A 24,507-nucleotide genomic window follows, 5' to 3' on the forward strand; every position below is an offset into this window, starting at 1 on the left:
CCAAGCTTGGAGCAAATAATTATTGTTAGAAGGCGCTAAGTGGATCCATAGAATTAAAAAAGAATATACCTGATGCTAAAAGTCAAAACCTTCACTTTTAATCCATTTCAAGAAAACACCTACCTTTTATACGATGAAACCAAGGAGGTCATTATCATAGATCCGGGATGTTACGAAAAACGTGAGAGGGAGGCCTTACATGCTTTCATCAGCGCCGAAGGCCTGAAGCCAGTCCGCCTTCTCAATACCCATTGCCATATCGATCATGTTTTGGGTAATTATTTCGTCAATCAAAGCTATAAGTTGCCCTTGGAGATTTTTGCCAAGGAAGAGCCGGTGTTAGCGGCTGTCGCCAGCTATGCATCCAACTATGGTTTCCCTGCATATACCCCTTGTAAAGCTGAAAAATACTTAGAAGAAGGAGTCCCTGTTACCTTTGGCAATAGTTCCCTTGAGGTCATCTGGGTACCGGGACATGCCCCTGGACATATCGTGTTCTATGACAAAGACAGCAAAACCTGTATCGGTGGAGACACCTTATTCCAGGGAAGTATCGGCAGAACAGACCTTCCTGGTGGCGATCATCAAACGCTGCTCACCGCCATCAAAGAAAAGTTATTTGCACTACCCGATGATACCACTGTATATCCAGGTCACGGCCCTAGCACGCAAATAGGAATAGAAAAAATTCATAACCCATTCGTGGGTAAAAATGCATCACATTGACTATAAAAAAACATATCCCCAATGCCATCACCTGTCTCAACCTGGCTTGTGGACTGGCAGGTATCAACGAAGTATTTGCTGGTAATTTCTATATGGCGACTTACCTGATGCTGGCCGCTGCCGTATTTGATTTTCTGGATGGCATGGTAGCTAGGCTTCTGAATGCCTATAGTGAGATCGGTAAGCAGCTGGATTCCCTAGCTGATATGGTGACCTTTGGGGTATTACCTACTTTTATTGTCTTTCATTTATTGTTGATCATTTTTCCCGAAGGTTATATCCCTTATCTGGCTTTTGTGATAGGCATCCAATCCGCAATGCGATTGGCCAAATTCAATATAGATACCCGCCAGACCGACCAATTTATCGGTCTTCCTACTCCTGCCAATGCCCTTCTTATTGCCACTCTGCCCTTCATGGCAGAAGAGTTTACCTGGGCACAATCCTTAATCGAAAATTATTATTTCTTACTGGGATTGATTTTAGTATTATCCTATTTACTGACAGCCGAACTCCCATTAATTGCATTAAAATTCAAGAATTTCAGCCTTCAGGACAATGTTTATCGTTATGTATTGATTCTTATTGGTGTCATTTGCCTGATCCTATATGGTCTTGCGGGTGTGCCATTTATCATAATAGGCTATATACTACTTTCCCTGGTGGAAAGATTAGCTAAACCTTCGCATGAACCGGCACCTTAGGCATATACTTCCTTTTATTTTACTTGTAATTACCCTCAGTAATGGCGGGCGACTAGCTGCCCAGCAGTCCTATACTTTCTCCATCACTGAGGATGGCCTATACCTCCTTCGCTCAGACCAGCTCAAAGCCTTAGGATTTCAGGATATCACGAGGGTAAAAATTACTGGCCAACCCTATACTTTGGATCAAACCCTTAGCAAAGGGCAATTATTTCCAGCCGAAATCCCCAGTTTAGTAACGGAGGAAGGTTTATTGCTTTTCCTCTCTGGACCCCATCAGACGAGTATAGAAGCTGGTAAATTGCACTATGACCTTCATCCCTATACCGAATCTGCCTCCTACCAGCTTCAGTCCAGCACGGATCCTCCTCTTAGAATCCAAACATCCAGTTCGGATGAGATCGATGGATCCTCTACGGGTTTAGTCTATCAACTTTATTATTACCATAAACCGCAGTACAATATCCTCTCCTCAGGCAGAGACTGGTACGGGCTCAGAACCTTCTCCAATGATCTTAGCTCCTTTAATTTCCCCGTAAAGCCCTATACTATCGGCCCCATCTACGCTCAGGCGAATATGATGGCCCAAAGCACCAGCTTAGCCTCCCTCACTATCGAAAGTTTCGGCAATGTGCTTCTGGAAACAAGCATAGAAGCCGTGCCCAGCAGCACCTATGGAATCAAAGGGCGAGAAAAAATAATAGAGCACTTCAGCCCTTTTTTTGAGCTGGGGAGCACCACGAAGCTTAGCCTGCGGATGTCCAGCAATGATCCAAATGCAACCGCCTACTTAAAATACTTCCTGCTGGGTCTTCCCCATAAGTCGGAAAATCTCCCTCCAGGAATTTACCATTCGCTAAAAACCGATGAATCAATCGGCATCATTCCTCAGGAAAATTATCGGTATTGGGAGATATCAGATATATATCAGCCAGCCATTATTCCCAGCGGCGGTCCCTTCACCCTTGATTATGAGCAGAGACTTCTCGTCGCGGATCAAAACTCCGCCAGGGCCATTGAGACCTTTGAGAAAGTAGAAATCGACCTTGCCTCAAGCCCCGCGGCCCAATTTATAATTATTAGCTCCAGCAATTTCCGTTATGCTGCAGATAAACTCGCTAGTCACAAGCAGGGGCTTGGGATATCCACGCTGGTCACCAGTCCCGAGGCCATATATGACTCCTATAATGCCGGAACCATGGACATTACCGCTATACGGAATTTTATTGCCCATCAGTACCATACCCATGGGCAACTGAAGTTTGTACTTTTTATGGGTAAAGGCACATTTGACTATAAGGGACTTTCGGGAGGATATGAAAATCAAGTGCCGACCTATAGCTCCCGAAATAGCCTAGACCCCTTACGGACTTTCAGCTCAGATGATTATTTCGGTTTATTAGCTTATGGCCAGGGCCAATGGGAAGAAACTAGTGATGGCGATGAACCCATGGCCATAGGGCTGGGCCGTATCCCGGTGATCAGTAGTACGGAGGCTCTTCAGGTGGTAGATAAGATCATCGACTATGAAAACCTTCCCCGACAGATTGGCAATTGGAAAAATAAGGTAATCATGGTGGCGGATGATGGGGATAATAATATTCACCTTCGTCATAGCGAAAATCACAGTCAGTACCTCAATGAGTATTTGCCCATAGTGGATTTGGAGAAAATATACCTAGACGCCTATCCGCAAACTGGCACCCGTCCCGCCCAAAACTCAGAGGCTGCAAGGAAGAGTTTCGCGGATGTATTTAGTTCAGGCGCCTTACTGGTAAACTATATCGGGCATGGAAATGAGCAGCAACTGACAGAAGAAAGGCTATTTGAAACCCGTGACTTGGAAGATTGGCCAGAGGCCGACCATCTTCCCGTGTTCATCACCGCTACCTGCGAGTTTGGAAGGCATGACAGCCCCTATATCCGTTCTGGTGCGGAAGCCATGCTTAGTGCCAAAAACAAAGGTTCCATCGCCTTACTCACCACGGGAAGACCGGTATATAGCAGCAGCAATTATGAGCTAAATCGCGCCTTTATGGAAGCCTTTGTCAGCAGGCAAGCAGGAGCTGAAATCTATTTAGGGGACTTATTTAAGGACACCAAGAATCAATCTTTAAATGGCCCATATAATAGAAATTTTTCCCTTCTGGGAGATCCAAGCATGAGGCTTGCCAGCTATGAACTCGCAGTGCAACTTACACTGGAGGAGGAAGCCGAAGAGATCTCAAGTGGGAAGCCTACCTTCTATTCCGGTCAGCTCATAGACCCTCTGACGGGCATGGTCGTCACCAGTTTCGACGGAGAATACACCTTAGAAGTTCATGGAGACTTCATAGAATCAAGCACTTTAGGAGATGAAGGAAATACAAGCACTTTCTTTGGGAAACCAGACCTACTCTTTCAAGGAAGCGGGGAGGTGATCGATGGAGGTTTCACAGGATCTCTGAAGCTAGGTGAATATAAAGAAGAAATTAGGGGACCGTTACGCGTAAAGCTCTACGCTGTAGACACTCAAAAGCAGATCGAGGGCCGGGGGATCTCTTCCTTTGGCGCTGGGGATCATGCTCCTGATGAAACTGACCTGCTGGGTCCATCCATCCATCTATATGCTGGAGACAGCGTAAATCCAGTCTCCATCACGGATTCCAAAACCATCCGTATCCTCGCTAATGTATGGGATGATGATGGGCTGTATTTCGGAAATGATGAAAACTATCAAGCTCAGCTAAGCCTAAATGGAAAAGTGATACCAAATGGGGCGGAATTTTTTAAAGCGGTAAATAATAGTTATATTCTAGGCCTGATGGACTTATCAGTTAGTGGACTGAAGGAAGGCGAGAACAGTATAGTAATAAGTATATATGATCTAGCCGCGAATCGATCTTCACAAGAAATGAAGCTAATAGTGGAAGGTAGCCAGAGGATTAGGATAACCAAGGTCCAGCACTTCCCTAATCCAGCGACAGAAAAGACATATTTTCGGATAAGTCATAATCGAGCGACAGAAACAATTCTAGTGAAGTTGGCAATTTATAATATATTAGGGCAAGAAATATATTCTTCGGAAAAGCGTTACGTAAATGCGAGTGCAGATATCGTTGATTTAGAATGGTTTTTTTTGGGGAACATCACGAAAATTCCCGCAAAAGGAACTTATATTTACAGATTACAGCTGCTAAGCGAAAGCGACGGAACTTCCGATCAGGCTAATGGAAAAATAGTTATTCAATGAAGAGATTAAATGAGAATATAACAGCATTTATTTGTTTGATTGCGGGAATAATGTTCTGTGGAGTCGCTCAAGCGCAAAACTCGACCATTATTTCGGGTCAGGATGAGGGCCGACGGGTGATCATCACCGCTGTTCCATTTCTCAACTTTGCCCCTGATAGCCGTCATTCGGCCATGGGTGATGCAGGTGTGGCCACCACACCAGATGCAAATTCCGCTCATTGGAATGCGGCCAAACTCGCTTTTGTGGAAGACAAAACAGGCTTCTCATTATCCTACTCTCCCTGGCTAGGAAAGCTCGTTCCTGATATGTCCCTGAGCTATTTAACCGGCTATTTTAGAATTGACGATATGTCCACCTTTGGGGTAGATCTGCGTTATTTTAATATGGGAGACATCCAGCTTACCAATGGTTTTGGTGAGGAAATAGGACAATTTAATCCTAGAGATATTGCCATTGGCACCACGTATTCCCGCAAACTATCAGAGACCCTATCTCTCGGCATTTCAGCAAGATTTATTCATTCCAATCTAGCAGGAAACATCACTTCCAATGGTAATGGAGATAGTAAACCAGGCGTGAGCGTGGGTGTGGATGTGGGCGTTTACCAACGAAAAGAAATACTTCTAGGAAATAACGAAAGCTATTGGAGCTGGGGAGCCATGATCAGTAATATTGGCCCGAAGCTTACTTATAATAGTGCGGCTGACCTAGACTATATCCCTACTAATTTGAGAATAGGAACAGCATTGGAAACAGCCTTGGATCCTAATAGTAAGCTGACTTTCACCCTGGATCTGAACAAGCTGATGGTCCCTACTCCACCGATCTATGAAACGAATGAGGACGGTACCTTGGTCATCGGCCCAGATGGAGAACCCGAAATCGAGAGTGGAAAAGATCCTAATCGACCATTATTGAGTGCTATGTTTGGTTCTTTTGCTGATGCTCCTGATGGTTTTAAGGAAGAGATGCAAGAAGTAATGATTTCTTTTGGAGTGGAATATTCCTATGCAGAGCGCTTCGCCTTGCGTACGGGTTATTTTTACGAAAACAAACATAAAGGAGGTAGAAAATATTTCACTATGGGGCTAGGTTTTGCTGTAAAAAGGCTTGACTTTGACTTCTCCTATTTAGTGCCTCAAAAGCAAAACCATCCAATGGCGGAGACACTTCGCTTTTCTGTAGCTTACAATATCCCTAATTAAATGAATGTACTCAACCGTGCAAAAGCTCCGGAATTTCAAATTCCGGAAAGTATAGATCTTATTCAACCCACAAAGAGGACTCTTGCTAACGGAGTCCCTTTATATTTTATTCCCACCGCTGAAATAGACGCTGTCAGGATAGAATTGGTGACGGAGTCAAATAAAAAACTATTAGCGGAGGAAGATGGATTAGTCCCCTTCTTTACTCTAAATATGCTGCTAGAAGGAACCAAAACGATGAGCTCTGAGGAAATCGATACCTTCTTTGATCACTATGCTTCTGAGGTGGATACTGTATCCAGTTTTGAGCAGCAGGGCGTGTCCTTGCTGACCACCAAAAAGCACTTCAAAAGGGTGCTGCCTGTATTTAGGTCATTGATCACTGAGGCGATTTTTCCGGTAAAGGAATTGGAAAAAAGAAAATCCCAAAAGGCGCTTACCATCAGTCTTCAGCACGAGCAAAATGGCGCCAGAGCCAATCAGCTCTATCGAAAAGCTCTTTTTGGCACCAGCCATCCCTTTGGTTTTATAGCCGAAGACTATCATGTGGATGCGGTAAGCTCAGAAAAACTAGTGGATTATTATACGCACAAATTCCTAATTCAACCTGAGCTATTTGTAATTGGAAACCTGACGGAGGTGGAAGTGGATAAGATCGCTGAGGCCTTTGGAGATTTGGCTATTCATCCCACTCTCAAAGAGCCCGAAATCTATGAAATCTGGCCTGAAAAGAGACTTTTGGAAGCTAAAGACAAGGCTGTACAGTCCAGCATTCGAATGGGCCAGCATCTGATTCCAAAATCTCACCCTGATTACCATGCCTTGACCGTCTTCAACACCATCCTCGGCGGATACTTTGGCGGACGCCTCATCAAAAACATAAGGGAAGAAAAAGGAATGACCTATGGCATCTACAGTTCTATTGGAAGTCTGGAAAAATCAGATTATTGGGTGGTCATGGCAGATGTCCAGAAGGGATTTGCCGACGAGGTAATCGAGGAAGTATATAAAGAAATCGAAATCCTCAAGACGGTTCCATTGGATGAAAATGAGCTGGAAACAGTGAGGAACTATATGGTAGGCCATTTCCTTTCCAACTTCAGCAATGCCTTTGATCTAATAGGTCGATTTAAGGGAATCCATTATGCGGGTTTGGACTATTCTTTTTATGAAAGCCAATTGGAATACTTCAAAAACTTTACAGCTGACGAAGTGATGGAAATAGGGCAAAAATATTTTGATCGGAAGAATATCATTGAGGTGATCGTGGGCTAATGCCTCTTCAGAATCTGGTATAGCCAGGAGACATCCACCTTACTATGTGACCAAAACTGAAATAAGCGAAACACGAAACCGTGAGCACCCAGGGCCTCGGCGACTTTTAGGAATCCCAGTCCTGAGTCTCGATTCCCTGAAGCCAGGGCATGTTTAGCCTCATGCATACAACGGTAAATCAACGCCTTTCTTTCTTTTTTCGATTTATTCATCACCGCTATTTTCTTGCATACCATCAAGGTGGAAGGAAGCATCTTTGACTGGTATCTCTGGTATTGCTGCCTGGAATAGGAATGTCTATGAATGCGTTTCTTTATTCCAATATGAGGAGAAAAGGCAAAATGATATTTGCGGGCCAGCTGACTAATAATATCAAAGTCCTCATAAACCAGTTTCTCATCATAACCTCCATGTTGCTTTAGAACCTCCGCATCAAAAACCATCGTTGGAGTACAGACGATATACCGTCTTATCACCTCCAGATAGATATTCCCTTCGGGAACCCGTCCTAGGATATCCCCTTCTCTGTCCACTGGAAAGAAGGTGGACTTTATCTCATTAGTTTCAGAAATCAAATAAGCATTACTACTGCACACGGCTGCTCTTGGCTGTGAGGACAAGGTCTCCACCGACTGAGACAGATGACCAGGGAGTAAGAGATCATCTCCTGACAGATCGATTATATAAGCACCTTGAGTCTTGCGGAGGGCTTCATTGAAGGCTGCACAATAATTTATTGCCTTGGGATAGAGAACGGTTTTCACCTGATTCTGGAGATCATTCACCCATACCCAATCCTGTATCTTTTCCGCTCCCCCATCTTCACTCCCATTATCAATAATGATCAGCTCATAATCGCTATAATCCTGATGCAAGACACTATCCAAACAGTCCCAAATAAAGGGGGCTTGATTATGACAAATAACAATAATACTGACCAAGGGCACCCTTTCTAAATTTTAAAACTCTATCTCCCAATTGTATTTATTGACCCGCTGATTGGCATATTTATTTTTAAACCGGATCAGGTTATGGTTTGGCTGATTCTCCAGATCGGAGGATCCTAGATCTATAAAATCTACACCTAGGGACTCTCCAAGTCGAACCACCTCGAATAGCAAGGCCTCACCCGTATAAGACTGCTGTCGCTGGGGGTCGATCGCCGGCAGGAAATAATATAGACTATTAGGAGTAAGCCGCACACACAGGGCATGTGCTAAAGGCTCCGCATCCTGCATAACTGATACCAAATGGTACCGCTCAGGGTATGCAGCCACCTGATGGATCAGTCTCTCCTCGGACAGCTTATAGTCATGTCCACGCTGACTACGCCATTTCTTTATATTCTTAAGAAAATTGAAAGTCTTTATCCCAGACACTTCAGTGAGGTACTCTAGCTTTTTGAGTTTCTTTTTATGCTTGGGGGCCTTGGCTTGGACATAGCCTTTGATAAATTTCCTGTCCACCATATAATGATGAAGGAGGATTTTCTTCAGGGCAAATCCTTGGCTGTCCATGACATAATTTATCAGTGGACTATTTTCCTCATAAAGAATCGTGGATTGATTGACTTTAAAAGTCTTCACCCCCATAATTTTCAATTCTCTAAATAGCTCCTCCATGATGGATACTAAAGACTCTGTGGAGACCTTCTTATCTGCCCAAAAACCGCCAAATGGGGCATTAGGCAAAGAATAAGCTACCTTATCCTCCCCTATCACAAAGGTAATCATCACCTTCACTTTGGCCTTCTTTGACAGCTTGGCCATATAATACCGCTCTCCAGCACCTGACTGATAATCCAGTAAAAAATATGGATGCTCTATTTCAGGATTTTCTTGAATAATAAACTCATAGTTTTTGGCTATGTTCATTTTTTAACTTTTCAAAATCATCTTTATTTCTTAAATAATCCTGTTCGTTGAATTTATTTTCTGCCAAAACCAACAAAATACTGTTAGCATCAAAAGTAAAAGTGGACCAAACCATTGGAGGCAAAAACAGGCCTTTGCTGGGCTGATCTAAAATAAAACTAAACTTCTCCCCCTCAATAGTCTCCAGATTCACCACGACCTGACCCTGGGGGCAGACAATAAGTTGATGGTCTATCCGATGTGCATGATGGCCTCTCACCTCAGCCTCAGGGACATTAGTGATCCAAAACACTCGGCTCACTCCCATGGGAAGCTGGTCTGAGTCCCAGAAATTCAATCTTCCGGAGGCATTTTCCACTTCTCCAAAGTGGAAAACATAAGGCTTAGACATCATTTTAACTCAAAAATTGGGTGTTGAAAATTATTGCTGCCAATTTAATTAAAAACAACGTTGCAATGGGCAAAATAGCGCATTAATTCTAAAATAGAGTTCCCCATCCCCTTGGGAAAGATAGCTTGGATCTGTAGTTTTGATAGTTGGAATAAAAAATAAGCATATGGACGATACTTTTTTGACTCTTAAAGAGGACTCAGAAAGCATATACAAAGAGAAAGGAAGTAAATTTTTGGCCTTTGCCTATCCGGTGGACCATGAAGAGGATATAAAGGAAAAGCTCGACGCACTAAGGAAAAAATATTACGATGCGCGGCATCATTGCTATGCCTATATGCTGGGCAAAGATCAGACACAATTCAGGGCCAATGATGATGGGGAGCCCAATCATTCGGCAGGCGACCCCATTCTTGGCCAAATCCGCTCCTACAACCTCACCAATGTGCTGATCGTGGTGGTTAGGTATTTTGGAGGGGTAAAACTAGGCGTGGGAGGCTTGATCAGTGCTTATAAAACCGCAGCAAGCTATGCCATTGAAGAAAACGAGATCATCACGGCCATAGTCACCCAAAAAATCCAATTTCAATTTGAGTACCTGGATATGAATGAGGTCATGCGCTTAATAAAAGATTATGAGCTGGAGATCATCACGCAGGATTTTGATAATACCTGCCATATGAAGCTTCGGGTAAGAGAAGGGGTCCTACCCGAAGTGCTCGCAAAGATGGAGGACATCCCCTCTGTTAAGATGGCTCCTTAGAAAATAGCGGATCCAGATACCCCTTACTATACAGCTCCTCAAAGACTTCCAAACAAGCCCATGCATCCGTAGCGGCATAAAGCTGCTGTTTTTTGGTCAATTCCTCCGCTTCCCAATTGGATACCTGCTCGGCTTTGGAGATACGGATGTTCAGCACCATAGCGCTCAGATTTCGGACACCTACATTATGGAAGCCCACCTTCTTAAGTTCCTCATTGAGGTCAAAAAAACTAGCCTGCTTAAAGGTAGGCTCGAGTTTTTTGAGTGCCTTGATATCATCTCTGACAGCAGCACCAATCTTCACTCTGGAAGGGTCCTCCAGGATTTTCTGCACCGGCTTTGGCAAGCCAATATGATTTAGGCGAAACAGATAGGCTTTGTCAGGTGTGGAGAGCTGCAAAAGGGAGACATCATAACTTACCCCCTTTCGGAAGGAGGGTCTGGTCTCCGTGTCGAAGCCTATTCGATAATATCGCTTCAGATCCTGAATGGCTTCAGCTACCTCTTTTTCGTCTTCAATCAGGTAAATATCTCCTTCAAAATGCCCTAAAGGCAATTGATTTACTTCGTCTTTTGATATTTTCATCGGGATCATACGGCCAGTTCTTTTTGAATTTCACGCATTTCTTCTTCTGAATAGTAGTTTATGCCCAGCTTCAGATATCCATAAAGGATGGTCATAAAGGGGCTGATGATATTAAAAAAGCAATAAGGTGCATAGGTCAATGTTGCCACGCCTAGTACAGAAGCCTGGGTGGCGCCGCAAGTATTCCAAGGTATAAGTACCGAGGTTACGGTGGCACTATCTTCCAGAGTTCTGGAGAGATTTTCAGGCTTAAGCCCACGCTTCCTATAGATGTCGGCATACATTCTACCAGGCACCAGGATCGCCAAATATTGGTCAGAGGTGGTAAGGTTGAAGAATACACAGGTAGCTGCGGTGGAAGCGATAAGCGAGCCCAAGGAATGAACCCTAGAAATCACTGCCTCAGCGATCACCAGTAGCATGCCACTTTCTTCCATTATTCCACCAAAAATCATAGCACAAATGATCAGCCAAATCGTAAATAGCATTCCTGCCATTCCTCCAGTGGAAAGCAGTTCGTTCACCATCTCGTTTGAGGTGACGATGCTTATATCTCCATATAGCGCCACCATCACGGCCTTGAAAGACTGATACATATAGGATGCCCCTGGCTCACCCGCAATATTTTGGATGATCTGGGGTTGGAAAATAATAGCAAAAATACCCCCTAGTAGGGCGCCCATAAATAAGGCGGGGACGGCTGGAACCTTCTTTACGATCATTCCTAAAACCAAAACCGGCACTATAAATAGCCATCCAGTGATATTGAATCGCTCAGCAATAACTGCGGAAATCCCTTTTACTTGCTCCACAGAGCCATGTACCTCCGTGGTCAAACCCAAAATCCCAAAAATCACCAATGCCAAAACAATGGAAGGTATGGTGGTCTTGGTCATATGTCGAATATGGGTAAATAAATCAGTTCCTGCCATGGCTGGCGCCAAATTAGTAGTATCAGAAAGTGGGGACATTTTATCTCCGAAATAAGCTCCAGAAATAATCGCTCCTGCAATAAGCCCCTCTTCAAAGCCCAAGGCTCTCCCAATCCCCAAAAGGGCTACGCCAACTGTGGCTACGGTGGTCCAGCTGCTGCCTGTGGCGATGGATACAATCGCACTAACAATACAGGCCGCTAATAAAAATATCCCCGGACTTAATATTTGCAGACCATAATAGATCATAGCAGGTACTATCCCACTCAATAACCAGGTCCCTGCAAGGGCCCCAATCAATAATAATATCAAAATTGACGGCATGGCTGCTCCGATGCTGTTGACGATGCCTCGCTGCAAATTATCCCATGATATGCCCAATCTAAAGACCGAAAATAAACCTGCCACCGCTGAAGATAATAATAGTACCATTTGGTTGGAACCCGACAAACTGTCTGTTCCAAATATCCTGATATTGATCACCAGCAAAACAATCAAAAACAGAATTGGGACCATTGCCTCCCATAAGCTTGCTTTTCTGTGATGTTTACTCATCGATATGAGATTGAAGTAATAATTTCTAATTAATAATCATGCGCCAGATTCAAAGAAAAAAGGCGATTTTTATTCTACCCTAAAGGATGAACTAAGGTAGAACAATTTCAAAGGAATCTTAAAATTAACAAAAAATATGGTTTTATCAGTCACTTAGAAGACTAGCAAGATCATTTCCTGTTTCCCAGCCTAAGGCAACTCCCATTCCTCCAAGCCTCCCACCGACGGCCACTCGTGGATTGATCCGCTGGACGATCGGCTGCTTGGACTGACCAAAGGCCATGGTTCCTGACCATTCCATTTCCCAGCTGATCTCCCCCTCTGGCCTGATCACTGACTTGGCAATTTCCTCGAGGTAGCTTTTGATATTCGCATTGATCCCTCGCTCGGGAGTATGCTCGTCTTCCTCAAAGGCCTGCCGCCCACCTCCAAGCAATATTCTTGAGTCTATATTTCTGAAATAAATATCCCCCCGGTCCATATGGAAATTCCCCTCCCACTTAAGCTGAGGAATGATGGAGGAAACCATGACCATGCCTCTGCCTGGCTTCACATCCAGACCTGGACTGAGGTCATTTAGAAAGGCATTGGAGCATAAAGCAATCAAGCGACTCTGGAAGGGAATGGACTCGTCATAATATGACTTCACATAGGTCCGGCAGGTGTCGGTATCCACCTTGGAGACCTCAGCTCCAGTGAAAATGTGAATCTTGAGCTCCTGGCAGCGCTGCAGCATAGCCTTCATATATTTGGCGGGGTCCAGCTGTCCCTCAAAGGGGTTATAAACCAACTGTCGTACCAATGGGCTAAACCCAAAGCTGGAGATATCGCTCTTTAGCTCATAGACATCCTTACCAAAAACAGGCCTGAAGAGTGTATTGATTCGCTCCAGGTGCTCAAGCACGTCCATTTCAGACTCAGTAATGATATCATACCCTCCAGTGGGTCTATAATCCATGCTGTCTTCTCCAAATACAGAGCGTATATTTTTTATTCCCAAACGTCTTTTGGTTACCAATCCATAAACCTCCTCTTCGGAATAATGTTTCAAATCATCGACCACCTCCGCCAAGCTCCCAAAGCAGGCAAAACCAGCATTTCGGGTACTAGCACCACTGGGAAATACCCCTCGCTCAACCACCAAGACACTTCGACCGGGATTTTTTTCCTTATAATGTATGGCCGTAGAAAGCCCGACATATCCGGCTCCAACCACCACCAGGTCGTAGTGTAATAGATTTTTTCTTTCCCAATAACTTAACATATTTGGCTTATTTTGTGAGATTTAACGGTAGAATCATTATTTTAATTCTTTAAATTAATGGCAATAGGCGGAATTTCAAATTCATTTCAATATGGCTCAGACGAACATAAGAAAAATAGATCAATTATTGGCGGAATATGGAACCAGTCATCAGAACCCTACCAACAAAGCAATTCACTGGCTATGTGTGCCCATTATCTTCCTGAGCATTGTAGGCTTGATCTATTCGATACCTGCCGGCCCCATCGCATTCCTCCATCCTTATTTAGGACCTTTTGCCAATTGGGCTAGTTTTGTCCTGGCCATCATCCTCTTTTATTACTATGCGCTCTCTCCTCCCCTGGCCCTTGGGATGTTTTTGTTTGCCTCTTTCTGCCTGTTTATTTGCAATCTTATCACACTTATCTCACCTATTCCTTTAGCAGTGATTTGCATCCTACTTTTTATTATAGCTTGGATTTTTCAATTTTATGGTCATAAAATAGAGGGTAAAAAGCCTTCCTTTATGAAGGATCTACAGTTTTTGCTTATTGGCCCAGCTTGGTTGATGCATTTTCTATACAAAAAATTTGGCTTCTCATACTAATTTTATTTTTGCGCTATAGCTCTTGGGCTGTATATTTCCACAACTATAGTGTATTTTTAAAAAATCAAAAAGGTCTTCCTTCCTTAAATCACCAATAATGATTCAAACTTTACTTGCATCAACGGAAATTCCCATGTTACCGGAAATAGTTGTTATTTTCGGGCTTGCCACCTTGGTAATTTTAATATTCACCCGATTTAAGGTACCCACGATTATCGGATATTTGTTCACTGGTGCCCTAGCGGGTCCTTATGGATTATCCTTAGTCAATGCTTCCACCACGGTGGATGTCCTCAGCGAGATCGGGGTGATTTTACTGCTTTTCGTTATCGGCATGGAATTCAGCATCAAAAGCCTGATGTCCATCAAGAAAGCCGTGTTTATTGGAGGCTCTTTACAGGTAGGCCTCACTATTCTGGCCACCACCGTCACTTCTTATTTCTTTGGTTTCGATTGGAATGTCGCTGTTTTCTTTGGCTTCCTGCTAGCCCTTAGTAGCACCGCTATTGTGTTGAAGCTTTTGCAGGAAACAGGGCAGGTAAATAACCTATCGGGAAAAACCATTTTGGCCATATTGATATTTCAGGATATCATCATCGTGCCCATGATGCTGGTGACCCCTATGCTGGCTGGAGAATCCGACAATATTCTGCTCTCATTATTATTTATGGCTTTGAAAGGTGGCCTGGTCATTCTGATCACCTTTATATCTGCCAAATACCTTATTCCAAACCTACTTTACCGTATTGCCAAAACTAGAAATGAGGAGTTATTTCTACTCAGCATCATCGTGATTTGCTTTGCCGTCGCTTTCCTCACCTCTTTATTAGGCCTATCCTTAGGCTTGGGGGCATTCCTGGCGGGCTTGATCATCAGCGAATCCGAATACAGTCACCATGCTACTGGTAAAATCCTGCCATTTAGGGAGATTTTCCTCAGCTTCTTTTTCGTATCTGTAGGGATGCTATTTGACGTTAGCTTTCTCTTTCAAAATATAGAAATCATCTTGGGCATTTTTGCCATGGTCTTAGTGTATAAGTTCTTGCTAGCAGCCATAGCTGTAAGGTCAATTGGTACCGACTTCAAGGAAGCATTTATTGTGGGCTTTTCCATCTTCCAGATAGGGGAATTCTCTTTGCTCCTAGCGCAGGAAGGATTAAAAGTTGAACTGATCAATCAGAATTATTACCAATACTTCCTGGCTGTATCCATCCTGACCATGGCCATCACCCCTTTTATCATCAAAAAAAGAGAGTGGCTAGCGCTAAAAATTTTAAATGCCCCTTTGCCCCAAAAACTAAGAACCCACCTAGCCTCCACCTCAGCCGGCATCTCCATGGCTAATATGGAAGGGGAAGAATTGTCTGATCACCTCATCATCGTGGGCTATGGTCTCAACGGCCGGAACCTCTCCAAGGCAGCCAAGCGAGCCAAAATCCCCTATGCCATTATCGAGATGAATCCTGAAACGGTACGCGTGGAAGGCGAAAAAGGAGAACCTATCATCTATGGTGATGCGGCCAACGATATGGTACTGCACCATGTCAATATTCACCTAGCACGGGTGGTCGTCATCGCCATATCCAATAGTGACGCCACAAAAAGCATCATCGGAGCCATCCGCATGCAAACCCAGAATGCCTCCATCATCGTCCGTACCCGATATGTAAATGAAATAGCGGCCAACCTATCCATGGGGGCTGATGAAGTGATCCCTGAGGAATTCGAAACTTCCATAGAGATATTTACCCGAGTCCTGAATAAGTACCTGATCGCCAAGGACGATATTGAGGACTTTACCGAAGAAGTGCGTTCTCACAATTATGAGATGTTTCGCTCCAGCCAAACCAACGGTCGGGATAAGCTCAATATAGACTTGCCAGAAATTAATTTTGTCAGTCTAAAAATAGCCCGTGATAGTGGGCAGTATATCAATAAGCCACTAAAGAATCTAAAAATCCGCGAAACCTTAGGCGTAAATCTCGTCGCTATCAAAAGAGAAGGAAGCACTAGCTCACAGATGGATGGAGATACTAAATTGAAGTTTGGGGATGTCATCTATGTGGTCGGAAAACCTGAAGCCTTGAGCCAATTTGAAAAAGAGGTGGGAGAGAAATAGGATTTAGCGGGGCGGTGCCCCAAAGAGTTCCTTTACCTGATCCAGTGCATATTGATTCTGTGGACTACTGATACTATTTAGGATGTCTCTTTTCTCTTTAGAGGTGAGTCTCCAGTTGAGTGAAGCACGCTGGATTTCCAGCTGCTCACTATCCACCTCGCTGTCACCAAGCTGATTGAGCTGCCCCTCTAGAAAGTCCTTGGAGGAATATTCAAATTCTATCCTGTCCATAGCAAAAGGAAGCTTTTCTTTCATATAAGTGAAAGCCCTTTCATTATTGAGGGTCTGGACATTATCCCAGTTGATATAAATGTTTTTTATGGGTATAAATAGCTTCTGCAAAATACTCGGTGGCTTCTTATCTTCGATCTCCTGGACCTTCTCAGAATCCCGGATAGTGATCAGTACCACCCCATCGGTGTTCTCATGAATCCAATCGTCAAAGGTATCTATAAACCGCAGGGCATCACTAATTCCAAAATTATCCGAAAGGCCAGCATCCATAATTTCCATTTGAGGATTTGAGGGCAATTGTATATTTGGGGTAATAAAGGGAAAGGTCGCTCCCATCCTCAAGGCGCTGATAAACCTTAAGTTAGAGGAATTCTGCTTCTCAAAAAACCGCAGAAAATCAATGACCTGGACCTTTTCCGTGCCCTCAGCTTCCATAGCCGTGCCCCCCATAAAGCTCATGGAATGAGGAGCGATCAATAATTTCCTCCCATCATTCACGATCAACGGGGTGATAGGCAGCAAGGGAATCTGTGCTTCGTACTCTGGAATCTCATATTCGGACAATGCCTTATCAAGCACACCCATAGTGTTTTTATTCAGCTGATTTTCAAATGCATAACCCCTATCCTTTAGATAATAATTATCCTCATATTCTATATACTGGTTTCTAATCAAGAGGTCATTTACCATTAGGGTAAAAATGATAGGATTAAGATTATCGGAGGAAATTTGATCCAAATACTCTATAGAAACGGGGGAATCCAGCTCGCCTAATTGAGTCCGCAGGTATAGCTCTCGAAAAAAGGCGGCACCTATCAGTCCTCCGGAAGCACCAGTGATCAGCCGAGTATGATCCATGATTTTACCTTTGGTGATCGCATGCATCTGCTGGATGACGTGAAGGGTCCATAAGGCAGAGCGCTGCCCTCCCCCACTACAGGCGAGGATAACTAATTTTGGGCGCTCCTCAGCAGGAAATTGGGCCTTCCAATTTTCCAAAATCTCCAGATGAAGAGCCTTATCTTTCGCTAGGTTTTCATCACTCATCAGATCCCTGATGGTCTGAAGGTTATATTCGGCCTTATCAACAGAGTAATCCATCCCTAGAGCAGTATGAGGGCGGTTTAGCCAAGGGGTGCGGGAAGCTCCATTGATGAGCAGAAAGAAGGCGATGACCACAAAACTCGTCCAGCTTCGTAACCAGAAGGTTAAGGCACCGACTAATAAGGTCAGGATGGATAGGATCAGAAGGACACTCATGGCGGCTGGAAACTGTAACCATTCGGTATCACCCACAAAGCCTAAAAGTAAAATCACTGCAACTAAAATGGCTTCAATTACCACCAAATTGAGGTGATTCTGATCAAAGACCTTAAGGATCTTATGCCCCTCAAAATGAGCCAGATCCATCCTCACTTCTCTCAGCTTGAGGTTTAGGTCTAAGTAGGAATATACGGTGTCCTTGGCGAGTTTTTGATCCTTATACCTTCGGATCACATTGGCCCTGCTTACCTTCGCTCGGCGGAGCTGGCGGTCAAGGTTATCCGCAAACATGATAAAGAAGTCCTTATTGGTAAAGGCAAAATAGATAAATAGCAGAGCGAAAGTCAATAAATTCCCTCCCGAAAAACCCATTAAAAAGCTCCATATAATACTGCTGCTCTGATCCTCGTTTCCTAGTTGGAACTGGATAACGGCAAAGCAGTAGGTCAAATAAACGAGGAAAGGTATAAGACTGTTATTAATGCAAAACTTCAAAAATGGCTTGGAGAGCACCGCTAAGAACTTAAACCTCGCCGCATCCATAATATAAGTGGTCATATGAAAGGCCATGGTAAAAATGGAGAAGCCCACGCCCATCATAAAATAACTCTGCCAGCCTACCTTATTTAAATATTCAGGATCCAGAAACAAATAAGGAATACCGAGCACCTTTCCGAATCCTCCCAAAAATACCATCACCAAAATCCCCCACAAAGCCACCAAAGTCAGGTTCTTTTTCAGGTGTAACCTTAGTAATTGTACCGGAAAACTGTGAGAAATACTATTCCACATGCAGGCTAATTTTTATTTTAATATACACTTTTTGAATAGCTATTGGTACTTAACCGACTTATTAATGTGAAAGTTAGGATAAAAAGGGAATATGCCATTAAACAGACAGCCTCCTCGCCCTCCCAAGAACCATTTAATTGTAGTTTACCCTTATATCGCCGCTTTTGGTAAATCTTTACATCAGTGATTACCAACTTTACCCACTTAGGGATCAGGAAGGTATTATCTAATGAAAACCCCATCCTACTGCCCTCATTTACATTAATAATATACAATAATAGTCCAAGGATCAATTATTCCCTTCATTGCTCAGGCTCTAAATAAGCTTCGAAGGACGATATACAAATAATGGGCCCAAACTCATTGATAGACTTATTTCCCAATAACATCATAGCCTGTAGGTCGGTGTTTTTTTAGGCTTCAAAAGTCAGGTAGCACCTAGGCCTATGGTTTAGGATTTATTATGAATAATTATCAAACTAAATGAATTTAAATATTTGGCCTTTATGGGATTGGTATTACCTTAGCCTTCCGAATTTAACTAGGCAGTAAAAAGACAATAGAATAATGAGAACTTGGTTTTTGTGTAAAGTAAAATACGCCAAAGAAAATGAACAGGGCTTATTAAAGAACGTCAGTGAGCAATACCTCATAGATGCTGTGTCCTTCACTGAGGCGGAAGCAAGGATATATGACATGCTTGGCAGCGTCATCAGGGGCGATTTTCAAGTGACCAATATCAGCAAAAGTAATATCGTAGATGTATTCTTCTATGATGATATAGATGTATGGCACAAGTGCAAAATCACCTATGTGGTGGCGGATGCAGATAGTGGAAAAGAAAAAAAGGTGACCCAATACATGTTGGTTACCGCTCACGATGTGAAGGAAGCTTATGATAGAATCCATGAGAGCCTGAGCAATATGTTGGTGACCTTTAGAGTTCCTGACATCAATGAAAGCCCGATTGTGGAGATCTTCCCTTACGAAAGCGAAGATGAAGAACTACTTCCTCCCCCTCCTTCAAACTTAAAGCCTGTCAGCGAAGTGAAAGCGGACCAGGCTAGGCGTGATGAAGCAAGAGCTGCTTCCAAAGCAGCAGAAATGGAAGAAGAGGATGAGGATTATCCTGAAGAGCCGGAAATCAACGAGGAAGATGACCAGGATGAGCCCGACATCCAGGATATGGATGAGGAGGACGAAGACCGATAATATCTATATTATCCAATAAAATCAGAAGCTACCTATTCATAGGTAGCTTTTTTTATGCCATAGACCAACTATCCCCCCCTCTCCCTCTGAGCCACCAACCATATTATGGCAGATTACCCCTCCCACGATTTCGGAAGTAGGGAGTACTATAAATAGGTAACGGAATGGAATTTAAAAAAGGACCATTTAGAGCATATTATACCATTTTATTCTAAGGCTATAATTGTGAGGAGGCCATAATTTCATATCTTAAAATAAAATTTACCCAAAAGTCCAACCTGTGAAGCAGCTTTTATTTTTATGTTTTATATGGATTGCCGTTTCCTGCGGCCCTATCCAGGAAAGTCCTAAGTACAGAATAGGCTTTTCGCAATGTGTCACGGGCGATGCTTGGAGGAAGGCCATGCATGAGGAGATGTATCGCGAGCTGAGCTTTTATCCGGAATTAAGCCTCACTATCAAGGATGCAAAGGGTGACAATTCACTTCAAATCCAGCAGATCAGAGAATTTATGGAGGAAGGGGTGGATTTGCTCATTGTATCTCCAAATGAGTCCGCTCCCATCACCCCGATTGTGGAGGAGGCATTTAACCTGGGCATTCCGGTGATAGTGGTCGATCGGAAGATCACTAGCAACCAATATTCGGCCTATGTGGGAGGAGACAACTATGAAGTGGGCCTCACAGCTGGTCAATACATCAGAAACCTCATGGAGGATAAAGGGCAGATTCTGGAGATATGGGGACTCGAAGGAAGTTCGCCAGCCATAGAGCGACATCAGGGCTTAATGGCTGCATTGGAAGGCTCCGAAATAGATTTGACGGTAAAAATCCGTGGAGAATGGGAAAAGGACACTGCCAAAAACCGACTAAAAGAATACTTGCTGGAGGAAGACCCTAATACCTTCGACCTAGTGCTAGGGCATAATGATGTGATGGCCATTGGAGCGTATGAAGTATTACAATCCAAGGGCGTATCCGGCAAGCAATTTATTGGGATAGATGCATTGCCAGGCCCATATGGTGGCATTCAGGCCGTATCAGATCAGGTGCTGAACGCCACGTTTTTTTATCCCACAGGAGGCGACCAGGCCATTGAGGTGGCCTATCAGATTTTATCAGGTCTCCCTTTTGACAAACAAAACATCCTTCAAACTGCCGCAGTGGATAGCTCCAATGTGAAAATCATGAAGCTGCAAACAGACAAAATTATTGATCAGCAAAGTAATATTCTTCGCCAAAAAGAGCGTATAGGCGTCCAATTAGAAATTTATCATAATCAGCGAACCTTCCTTTTTGGCTTTGGTCTGACCCTCTTTATCGCTATTATTTCCTTAGCCTATGTATTTAAATCATTGAGGGAAAAACAAGAAATCAATGAAGAGCTCAAGGATAAAAACAAGGAAATATCAGAGCAAAAGGATAAAATCGTCGAATACAGCGAGAAGGCCGAAATCGCCACCCAGCAGAAATTTGAATTCTTCACTAATATTTCTCATGAATTCAGGACCCCGCTTACCCTTATCCAAGGCCCCATTGAGGATCTTCTCCATCATCCTACTACCGGGCCTTTCAAAGGGGAGCTAAAACTGATAAAGATGAACACCAATAGGCTGCTTCGTTTGGTAAATCAGCTGATGGATATCAGAAAACTGGATAATCAAAGGATGAAATTAAATGTTCGGGAAAATGATTTGATTCCTTTTTTAGAAATGATTATGGCTTCTTTCAAGCCTTTGGCTCAAAAGAGAAATATCACTTTCCGCCTACTTACGGAGGATAAAAACCTTAAAGTATGGTTTGACCCTATGATGATGGACAAGGTGATGTTTAATCTCCTGTCCAATGCCTTTAAATTCACCCCTGACCGTGGAAGCATCCTGATCAAAATCAGATTGCAGCAACTTGAAAATAGCATATCGATAGTGGTAGAGGACACCGGTACGGGCATGGACGCAGAGACTGCGGAGCATGTTTTTGAGCGGTTTTATCAAGGGAAAAATAATGCTAAGTCAGGCACGGGAATAGGCTTGGCCCTCTCCAAAGAGCTCGTTCACCTTCACCAGGGAAGCATAAAAGTACATACTTCCATTCATGAAGGTACCCAGTTTGTGGTGAATCTATTACTGGGCCACAGTCACTTCCAGGACACCGATAAAATGACTGGTGAATCCCAATTGATCGCCCCAGAGGAGGTGAATTTTGAGGAGGAGGATACCCCTACCTCCCCCGTCATAATTCCTGAAGATGCCTTGACTCTTCTCATTATAGAAGATGACGAAGCCATCCGAAAGTATATGAGTCGACAATTATCAAAAACATACCATATCCTGGAGGCAGAATCAATAGACGCAGGTATCGCTAAAGCTCTTGACCAGCTTCCTGATTTGATAACATGTGACCTGATGGTCCAAAAACAAAGTGGGTATGAGGCAATTCAGCGACTCAAAAACGATGTAAGAACAAGTCATATTCCCATTATTGTAATCACTGCCAAAGGAGAAATCGAGGATAAAATCGAAGGGATACGCCAAGGTGTGGACGATTATATCTCCAAGCCATTCTCCATGGTGCTACTTTCGGAAAGAATAAAAATGCTATTGGCCAACCGCCAGAAATTACGAGAGCATTATCTTCACCAGCTTCCGATCGAAAGAAGCCTAGATACAAGCAGCTCCCCTGACAAGAAATTTATCAGTGAATTCACTGCGGTAGTGGAGCAACACTGCCACCACCCTTCCTTTTCGGTCAATGATATTGCGGAAAAAGTGGGGCTTTCCCGCGGGCAACTATACCGTAAGACCAAGGCCATGCTTGGCTATACCGTAAATGAATACATCAATAAGGTGCGTCTAAAGAAAGCCAAACATCTCCTGCTGAATAGCCCTGAGAAAGCGATCTCTGAAATCGCTTTTATGGTAGGCTTCACCTCCTCCGCTTATTTTTCCACCGCTTTCAAAAATCATTATGCCATCACCCCTTCAGAGTTTCGCGACAAAAACTTAAAATAAGACTACTTTACTATTATTTTGTAAATCCAAAACCTAGAGCAAAAGATCTGTCCCGATCTTATTTTTCATAAAATAATACCCTCCTTTTCAGCCAATACACCTATACATAGGTGGTCGACAGATAGCTATTTTATGTTTTCTAATTCTAAGAATATAAGTATTTTTTTATTGGGAGTATGTTCTCATCCCATTGTGAAACAAATTCGAAATCCATGAAACAATAGTGGAAATGGTTATAAGGTAAAAGAAGATTTTATTTAGGTAAAAAACCTCTGTACAGCCATCAAAGCCCCATTATTTCTAAAGTTTAGAATGAATTCAAAATATAAAGGTACAGTATTGAAATTCTAGCTGCACATCATTTTCTAGCTTGTGATCAACAATAAGCCATGAAAAAGATAACTCAATTTTACACGCATTTAGCGGCCTTATCAGGATTGCTGTTTGGATTTGACACGGTAGTCATCTCTGGGGCAAACCTACCGCTCAAGGCAGTCTGGGAAACCAGTGATTGGTTTCATGGCTTCTTTATTATGTCCGTGGCGCTATGGGGTACCGTATTAGGAGCCTTATTTGGAAGTATCCCTTGCAATAAAATTGGGCGTAAAAACACCTTATTCTGGATTGGTGTATTTTTTCTCATCTCGGCATTGGGCACAGCCCTCGCCACAGACCCCTTTATGTTTTCATTCTTTCGATTTATAGGGGGAATCGCCATTGGTGCATCCTCCATTGCCGCTCCCACCTATATATCAGAGATATCCAATGCTTCTCACCGAGGAAGGAAAGTCATGCAATACCAGCTATTTATCGTAGTGGGAATAGTATTGGCTTATACCTCCAATTTTATATTACAGGGTGTCGGTGGAAGTAATGACTGGCGATGGATGCTGGCAGCAGAGCTCCTTCCTGCTTTGGTTTATCTGGGATTAATACTGGAAATTCCAGAAAGCCCACGATGGTTGCTATTATATAAAAAAGATGAAGGAGCAGCCTTACGCGTGTTGAATAAGATCACTTCTCCAAAAAAAGCGGAAGCCATATTAAATAGCATTAAAGCAGACAACTTAAAGAAACAAACCACCAAACTCTTCAGCCCTCAGCATCGCTTTAGTCTTTTATTGGCTGGGAGCATGGCCGCGTTTAATCAGCTGAGTGGGATAAACTTTATTCTTTATTATGCTCCGGAAATCATGGAAAAGGCAGGTTTCATGACCAGCGTTTCCTTGCTTGGCGCGGTATTGATCGGCGGCACCAATCTAATTTTCACCTTCATTGGCATGAAGCTAATTGATTATCGGGGCAGAAGGTCTCTGATGTGGATGGGCACAATTGGTTATCTGGTGAGCCTATCCTCGATCAGCTTGTGCTTTTACCTCAACCTTGCCCCATGGCTAATTTTGACTTTCATTCTGTTATTTATAGCTGCCCACGGTATAGGTCAGGGAGCGGTGATTTGGGTATTTATATCCGAGATCTTCCCTAATCAATGCCGAGCACAGGGACAGTCCTTCGGAGCAGGAGTGCACTGGACTACGGCCGCACTGATCACCCTATTTGGGGCAGTGCTGATCGATTCCTTTGCAGCGTACCAGATCTTCCTGGGCTTTGGAATCCTGATGCTATTCCAGCTGCTCTTCGTTGCCTTCATTATGCCCGAAACCAAAGGGGAGGAATTGGAAAAATTACATAAAAAACTAACGCTTAAATCCTTATAACCATGAAACATAACCCACCAAAACTAATCAAAGAGCAGACAGCAGCTCCAAAACCAAGCCTTC

At 43.4% G+C, this 24,507-nt stretch carries 18 protein-coding genes; 11 read left to right on the forward strand and 7 right to left on the reverse strand.

Features of this window, described 5'->3' with window-relative positions; translation table 11 throughout:
• Nucleotides 1-72 precede the first annotated feature (72 nt).
• The 5 genes from B050_RS0113580 to B050_RS0113600 are packed head-to-tail and all read left to right on the forward strand — an operon-like array spanning nucleotide 73 to nucleotide 7,145.
• Nucleotides 73-726 carry an MBL fold metallo-hydrolase gene (locus B050_RS0113580; protein ID WP_018474481.1) on the forward strand — a complete coding sequence of 218 codons (654 nt, stop codon included), beginning with the start codon at nucleotides 73-75 and terminating at the stop codon, nucleotides 724-726.
• Nucleotides 723-1,430, forward strand: coding sequence for a CDP-diacylglycerol--serine O-phosphatidyltransferase (gene pssA, locus B050_RS0113585; RefSeq protein WP_018474482.1), 708 nt, complete (start codon nucleotides 723-725; stop codon nucleotides 1,428-1,430). The genes B050_RS0113580 and pssA overlap by 4 nt, the downstream gene beginning before the upstream one ends.
• Nucleotides 1,414-4,662 carry a type IX secretion system sortase PorU gene (porU, locus tag B050_RS0113590; protein WP_018474483.1) on the forward strand — a complete coding sequence of 1,083 codons (3,249 nt, stop codon included), beginning with the start codon at nucleotides 1,414-1,416 and terminating at the stop codon, nucleotides 4,660-4,662. The genes pssA and porU overlap by 17 nt, the downstream gene beginning before the upstream one ends.
• Nucleotides 4,663-4,712: 50 nt before the next feature.
• The gene (gene porV / locus B050_RS0113595; protein ID WP_018474484.1) at nucleotides 4,713-5,870 is read left to right on the forward strand and encodes a type IX secretion system outer membrane channel protein PorV; all 1,158 of its coding nucleotides are present in this window, start codon (nucleotides 4,713-4,715) and stop codon (nucleotides 5,868-5,870) included.
• A complete protein-coding gene (locus B050_RS0113600; RefSeq protein WP_018474485.1) occupies nucleotides 5,871-7,145 on the forward strand; it encodes a M16 family metallopeptidase in 1,275 nt (424 codons plus the stop codon).
• Here B050_RS0113600 and B050_RS0113605 read toward each other — a convergent pair.
• Genes B050_RS0113605 through B050_RS0113615 form a run of 3 tightly spaced genes read right to left on the reverse strand, consistent with a single transcriptional unit; the run spans nucleotide 7,142 to nucleotide 9,413 of the window.
• Nucleotides 7,142-8,092 carry a glycosyltransferase gene (locus B050_RS0113605; protein ID WP_026235885.1) on the reverse strand — a complete coding sequence of 317 codons (951 nt, stop codon included), beginning with the start codon at nucleotides 8,090-8,092 and terminating at the stop codon, nucleotides 7,142-7,144. The two genes, B050_RS0113600 and B050_RS0113605, sit on opposite strands and share 4 nt — an antisense overlap.
• A 12-nt stretch (nucleotides 8,093-8,104) precedes the next feature.
• Entirely contained in the window at nucleotides 8,105-9,019 is a 915-nt protein-coding gene (locus B050_RS0113610) for a GNAT family N-acetyltransferase (protein ID WP_018474487.1), read from the reverse strand.
• Nucleotides 8,997-9,413: a sugar 3,4-ketoisomerase gene (locus tag B050_RS0113615; protein WP_229802400.1), complete on the reverse strand. Its 417-nt coding sequence runs from the start codon at nucleotides 9,411-9,413 to the stop codon at nucleotides 8,997-8,999. The genes B050_RS0113610 and B050_RS0113615 overlap by 23 nt, the downstream gene beginning before the upstream one ends.
• 163 nt (nucleotides 9,414-9,576) lie before the next feature.
• Between B050_RS0113615 and B050_RS0113620 the strand changes: the two genes are divergently transcribed.
• Complete coding sequence (locus tag B050_RS0113620) at nucleotides 9,577-10,173, forward strand: IMPACT family protein (RefSeq protein ID WP_018474489.1); 597 nt, start codon at nucleotides 9,577-9,579, stop codon at nucleotides 10,171-10,173.
• Here the strand turns inward: B050_RS0113620 and B050_RS0113625 are convergent.
• The 3 genes from B050_RS0113625 to B050_RS0113635 all read right to left on the reverse strand — a co-directional run bounded on the left by B050_RS0113625 (nucleotide 10,157) and on the right by B050_RS0113635 (nucleotide 13,510).
• Nucleotides 10,157-10,768, reverse strand: coding sequence for a 3'-5' exonuclease (locus tag B050_RS0113625; RefSeq protein ID WP_018474490.1), 612 nt, complete (start codon nucleotides 10,766-10,768; stop codon nucleotides 10,157-10,159). The two genes, B050_RS0113620 and B050_RS0113625, sit on opposite strands and share 17 nt — an antisense overlap.
• Complete coding sequence (nhaC, locus tag B050_RS0113630) at nucleotides 10,765-12,246, reverse strand: Na+/H+ antiporter NhaC (protein WP_026235886.1); 1,482 nt, start codon at nucleotides 12,244-12,246, stop codon at nucleotides 10,765-10,767. Before nhaC ends, B050_RS0113625 begins: the two co-directional genes overlap by 4 nt.
• A 145-nt stretch (nucleotides 12,247-12,391) precedes the next feature.
• On the reverse strand, nucleotides 12,392-13,510 hold the full coding sequence (locus B050_RS0113635) for an NAD(P)/FAD-dependent oxidoreductase (protein WP_018474493.1): 1,119 nt from the start codon (nucleotides 13,508-13,510) through the stop codon (nucleotides 12,392-12,394).
• A gap of 91 nt (nucleotides 13,511-13,601) precedes the next feature.
• On the opposite strand from B050_RS0113635, the gene B050_RS0113640 reads away from it, so the two are divergent.
• The gene (locus tag B050_RS0113640; RefSeq protein ID WP_018474494.1) at nucleotides 13,602-14,096 is read left to right on the forward strand and encodes an Mpo1 family 2-hydroxy fatty acid dioxygenase; all 495 of its coding nucleotides are present in this window, start codon (nucleotides 13,602-13,604) and stop codon (nucleotides 14,094-14,096) included.
• A 97-nt stretch (nucleotides 14,097-14,193) separates the two neighbouring features.
• Complete coding sequence (locus tag B050_RS0113645) at nucleotides 14,194-16,215, forward strand: cation:proton antiporter (protein ID WP_026235888.1); 2,022 nt, start codon at nucleotides 14,194-14,196, stop codon at nucleotides 16,213-16,215.
• A gap of 3 nt (nucleotides 16,216-16,218) precedes the next feature.
• Here the strand turns inward: B050_RS0113645 and B050_RS0113650 are convergent, their stop codons facing one another.
• On the reverse strand, nucleotides 16,219-18,504 hold the full coding sequence (locus B050_RS0113650) for a patatin-like phospholipase family protein (protein WP_018474496.1): 2,286 nt from the start codon (nucleotides 18,502-18,504) through the stop codon (nucleotides 16,219-16,221).
• Between the two features lie 567 nt (nucleotides 18,505-19,071).
• Between B050_RS0113650 and B050_RS0113660 the strand changes: the two genes are divergently transcribed.
• The 3 genes from B050_RS0113660 to B050_RS0113670 all read left to right on the forward strand — a co-directional run bounded on the left by B050_RS0113660 (nucleotide 19,072) and on the right by B050_RS0113670 (nucleotide 24,444).
• Nucleotides 19,072-19,716: a DUF4494 domain-containing protein gene (locus B050_RS0113660; protein WP_018474498.1), complete on the forward strand. Its 645-nt coding sequence runs from the start codon at nucleotides 19,072-19,074 to the stop codon at nucleotides 19,714-19,716.
• 280 nt (nucleotides 19,717-19,996) lie between these two features.
• Complete coding sequence (locus tag B050_RS0113665; protein WP_018474499.1) at nucleotides 19,997-22,726, forward strand: hybrid sensor histidine kinase/response regulator transcription factor; 2,730 nt, start codon at nucleotides 19,997-19,999, stop codon at nucleotides 22,724-22,726.
• Between the two features lie 389 nt (nucleotides 22,727-23,115).
• Nucleotides 23,116-24,444, forward strand: coding sequence for a sugar porter family MFS transporter (locus B050_RS0113670; RefSeq protein WP_018474500.1), 1,329 nt, complete (start codon nucleotides 23,116-23,118; stop codon nucleotides 24,442-24,444).
• Nucleotides 24,445-24,507 lie beyond the last annotated feature (63 nt).

It is taken from the genome of Echinicola pacifica DSM 19836, assembly GCF_000373245.1.
Classification (GTDB): Bacteria; Bacteroidota; Bacteroidia; order Cytophagales; family Cyclobacteriaceae; genus Echinicola; species Echinicola pacifica.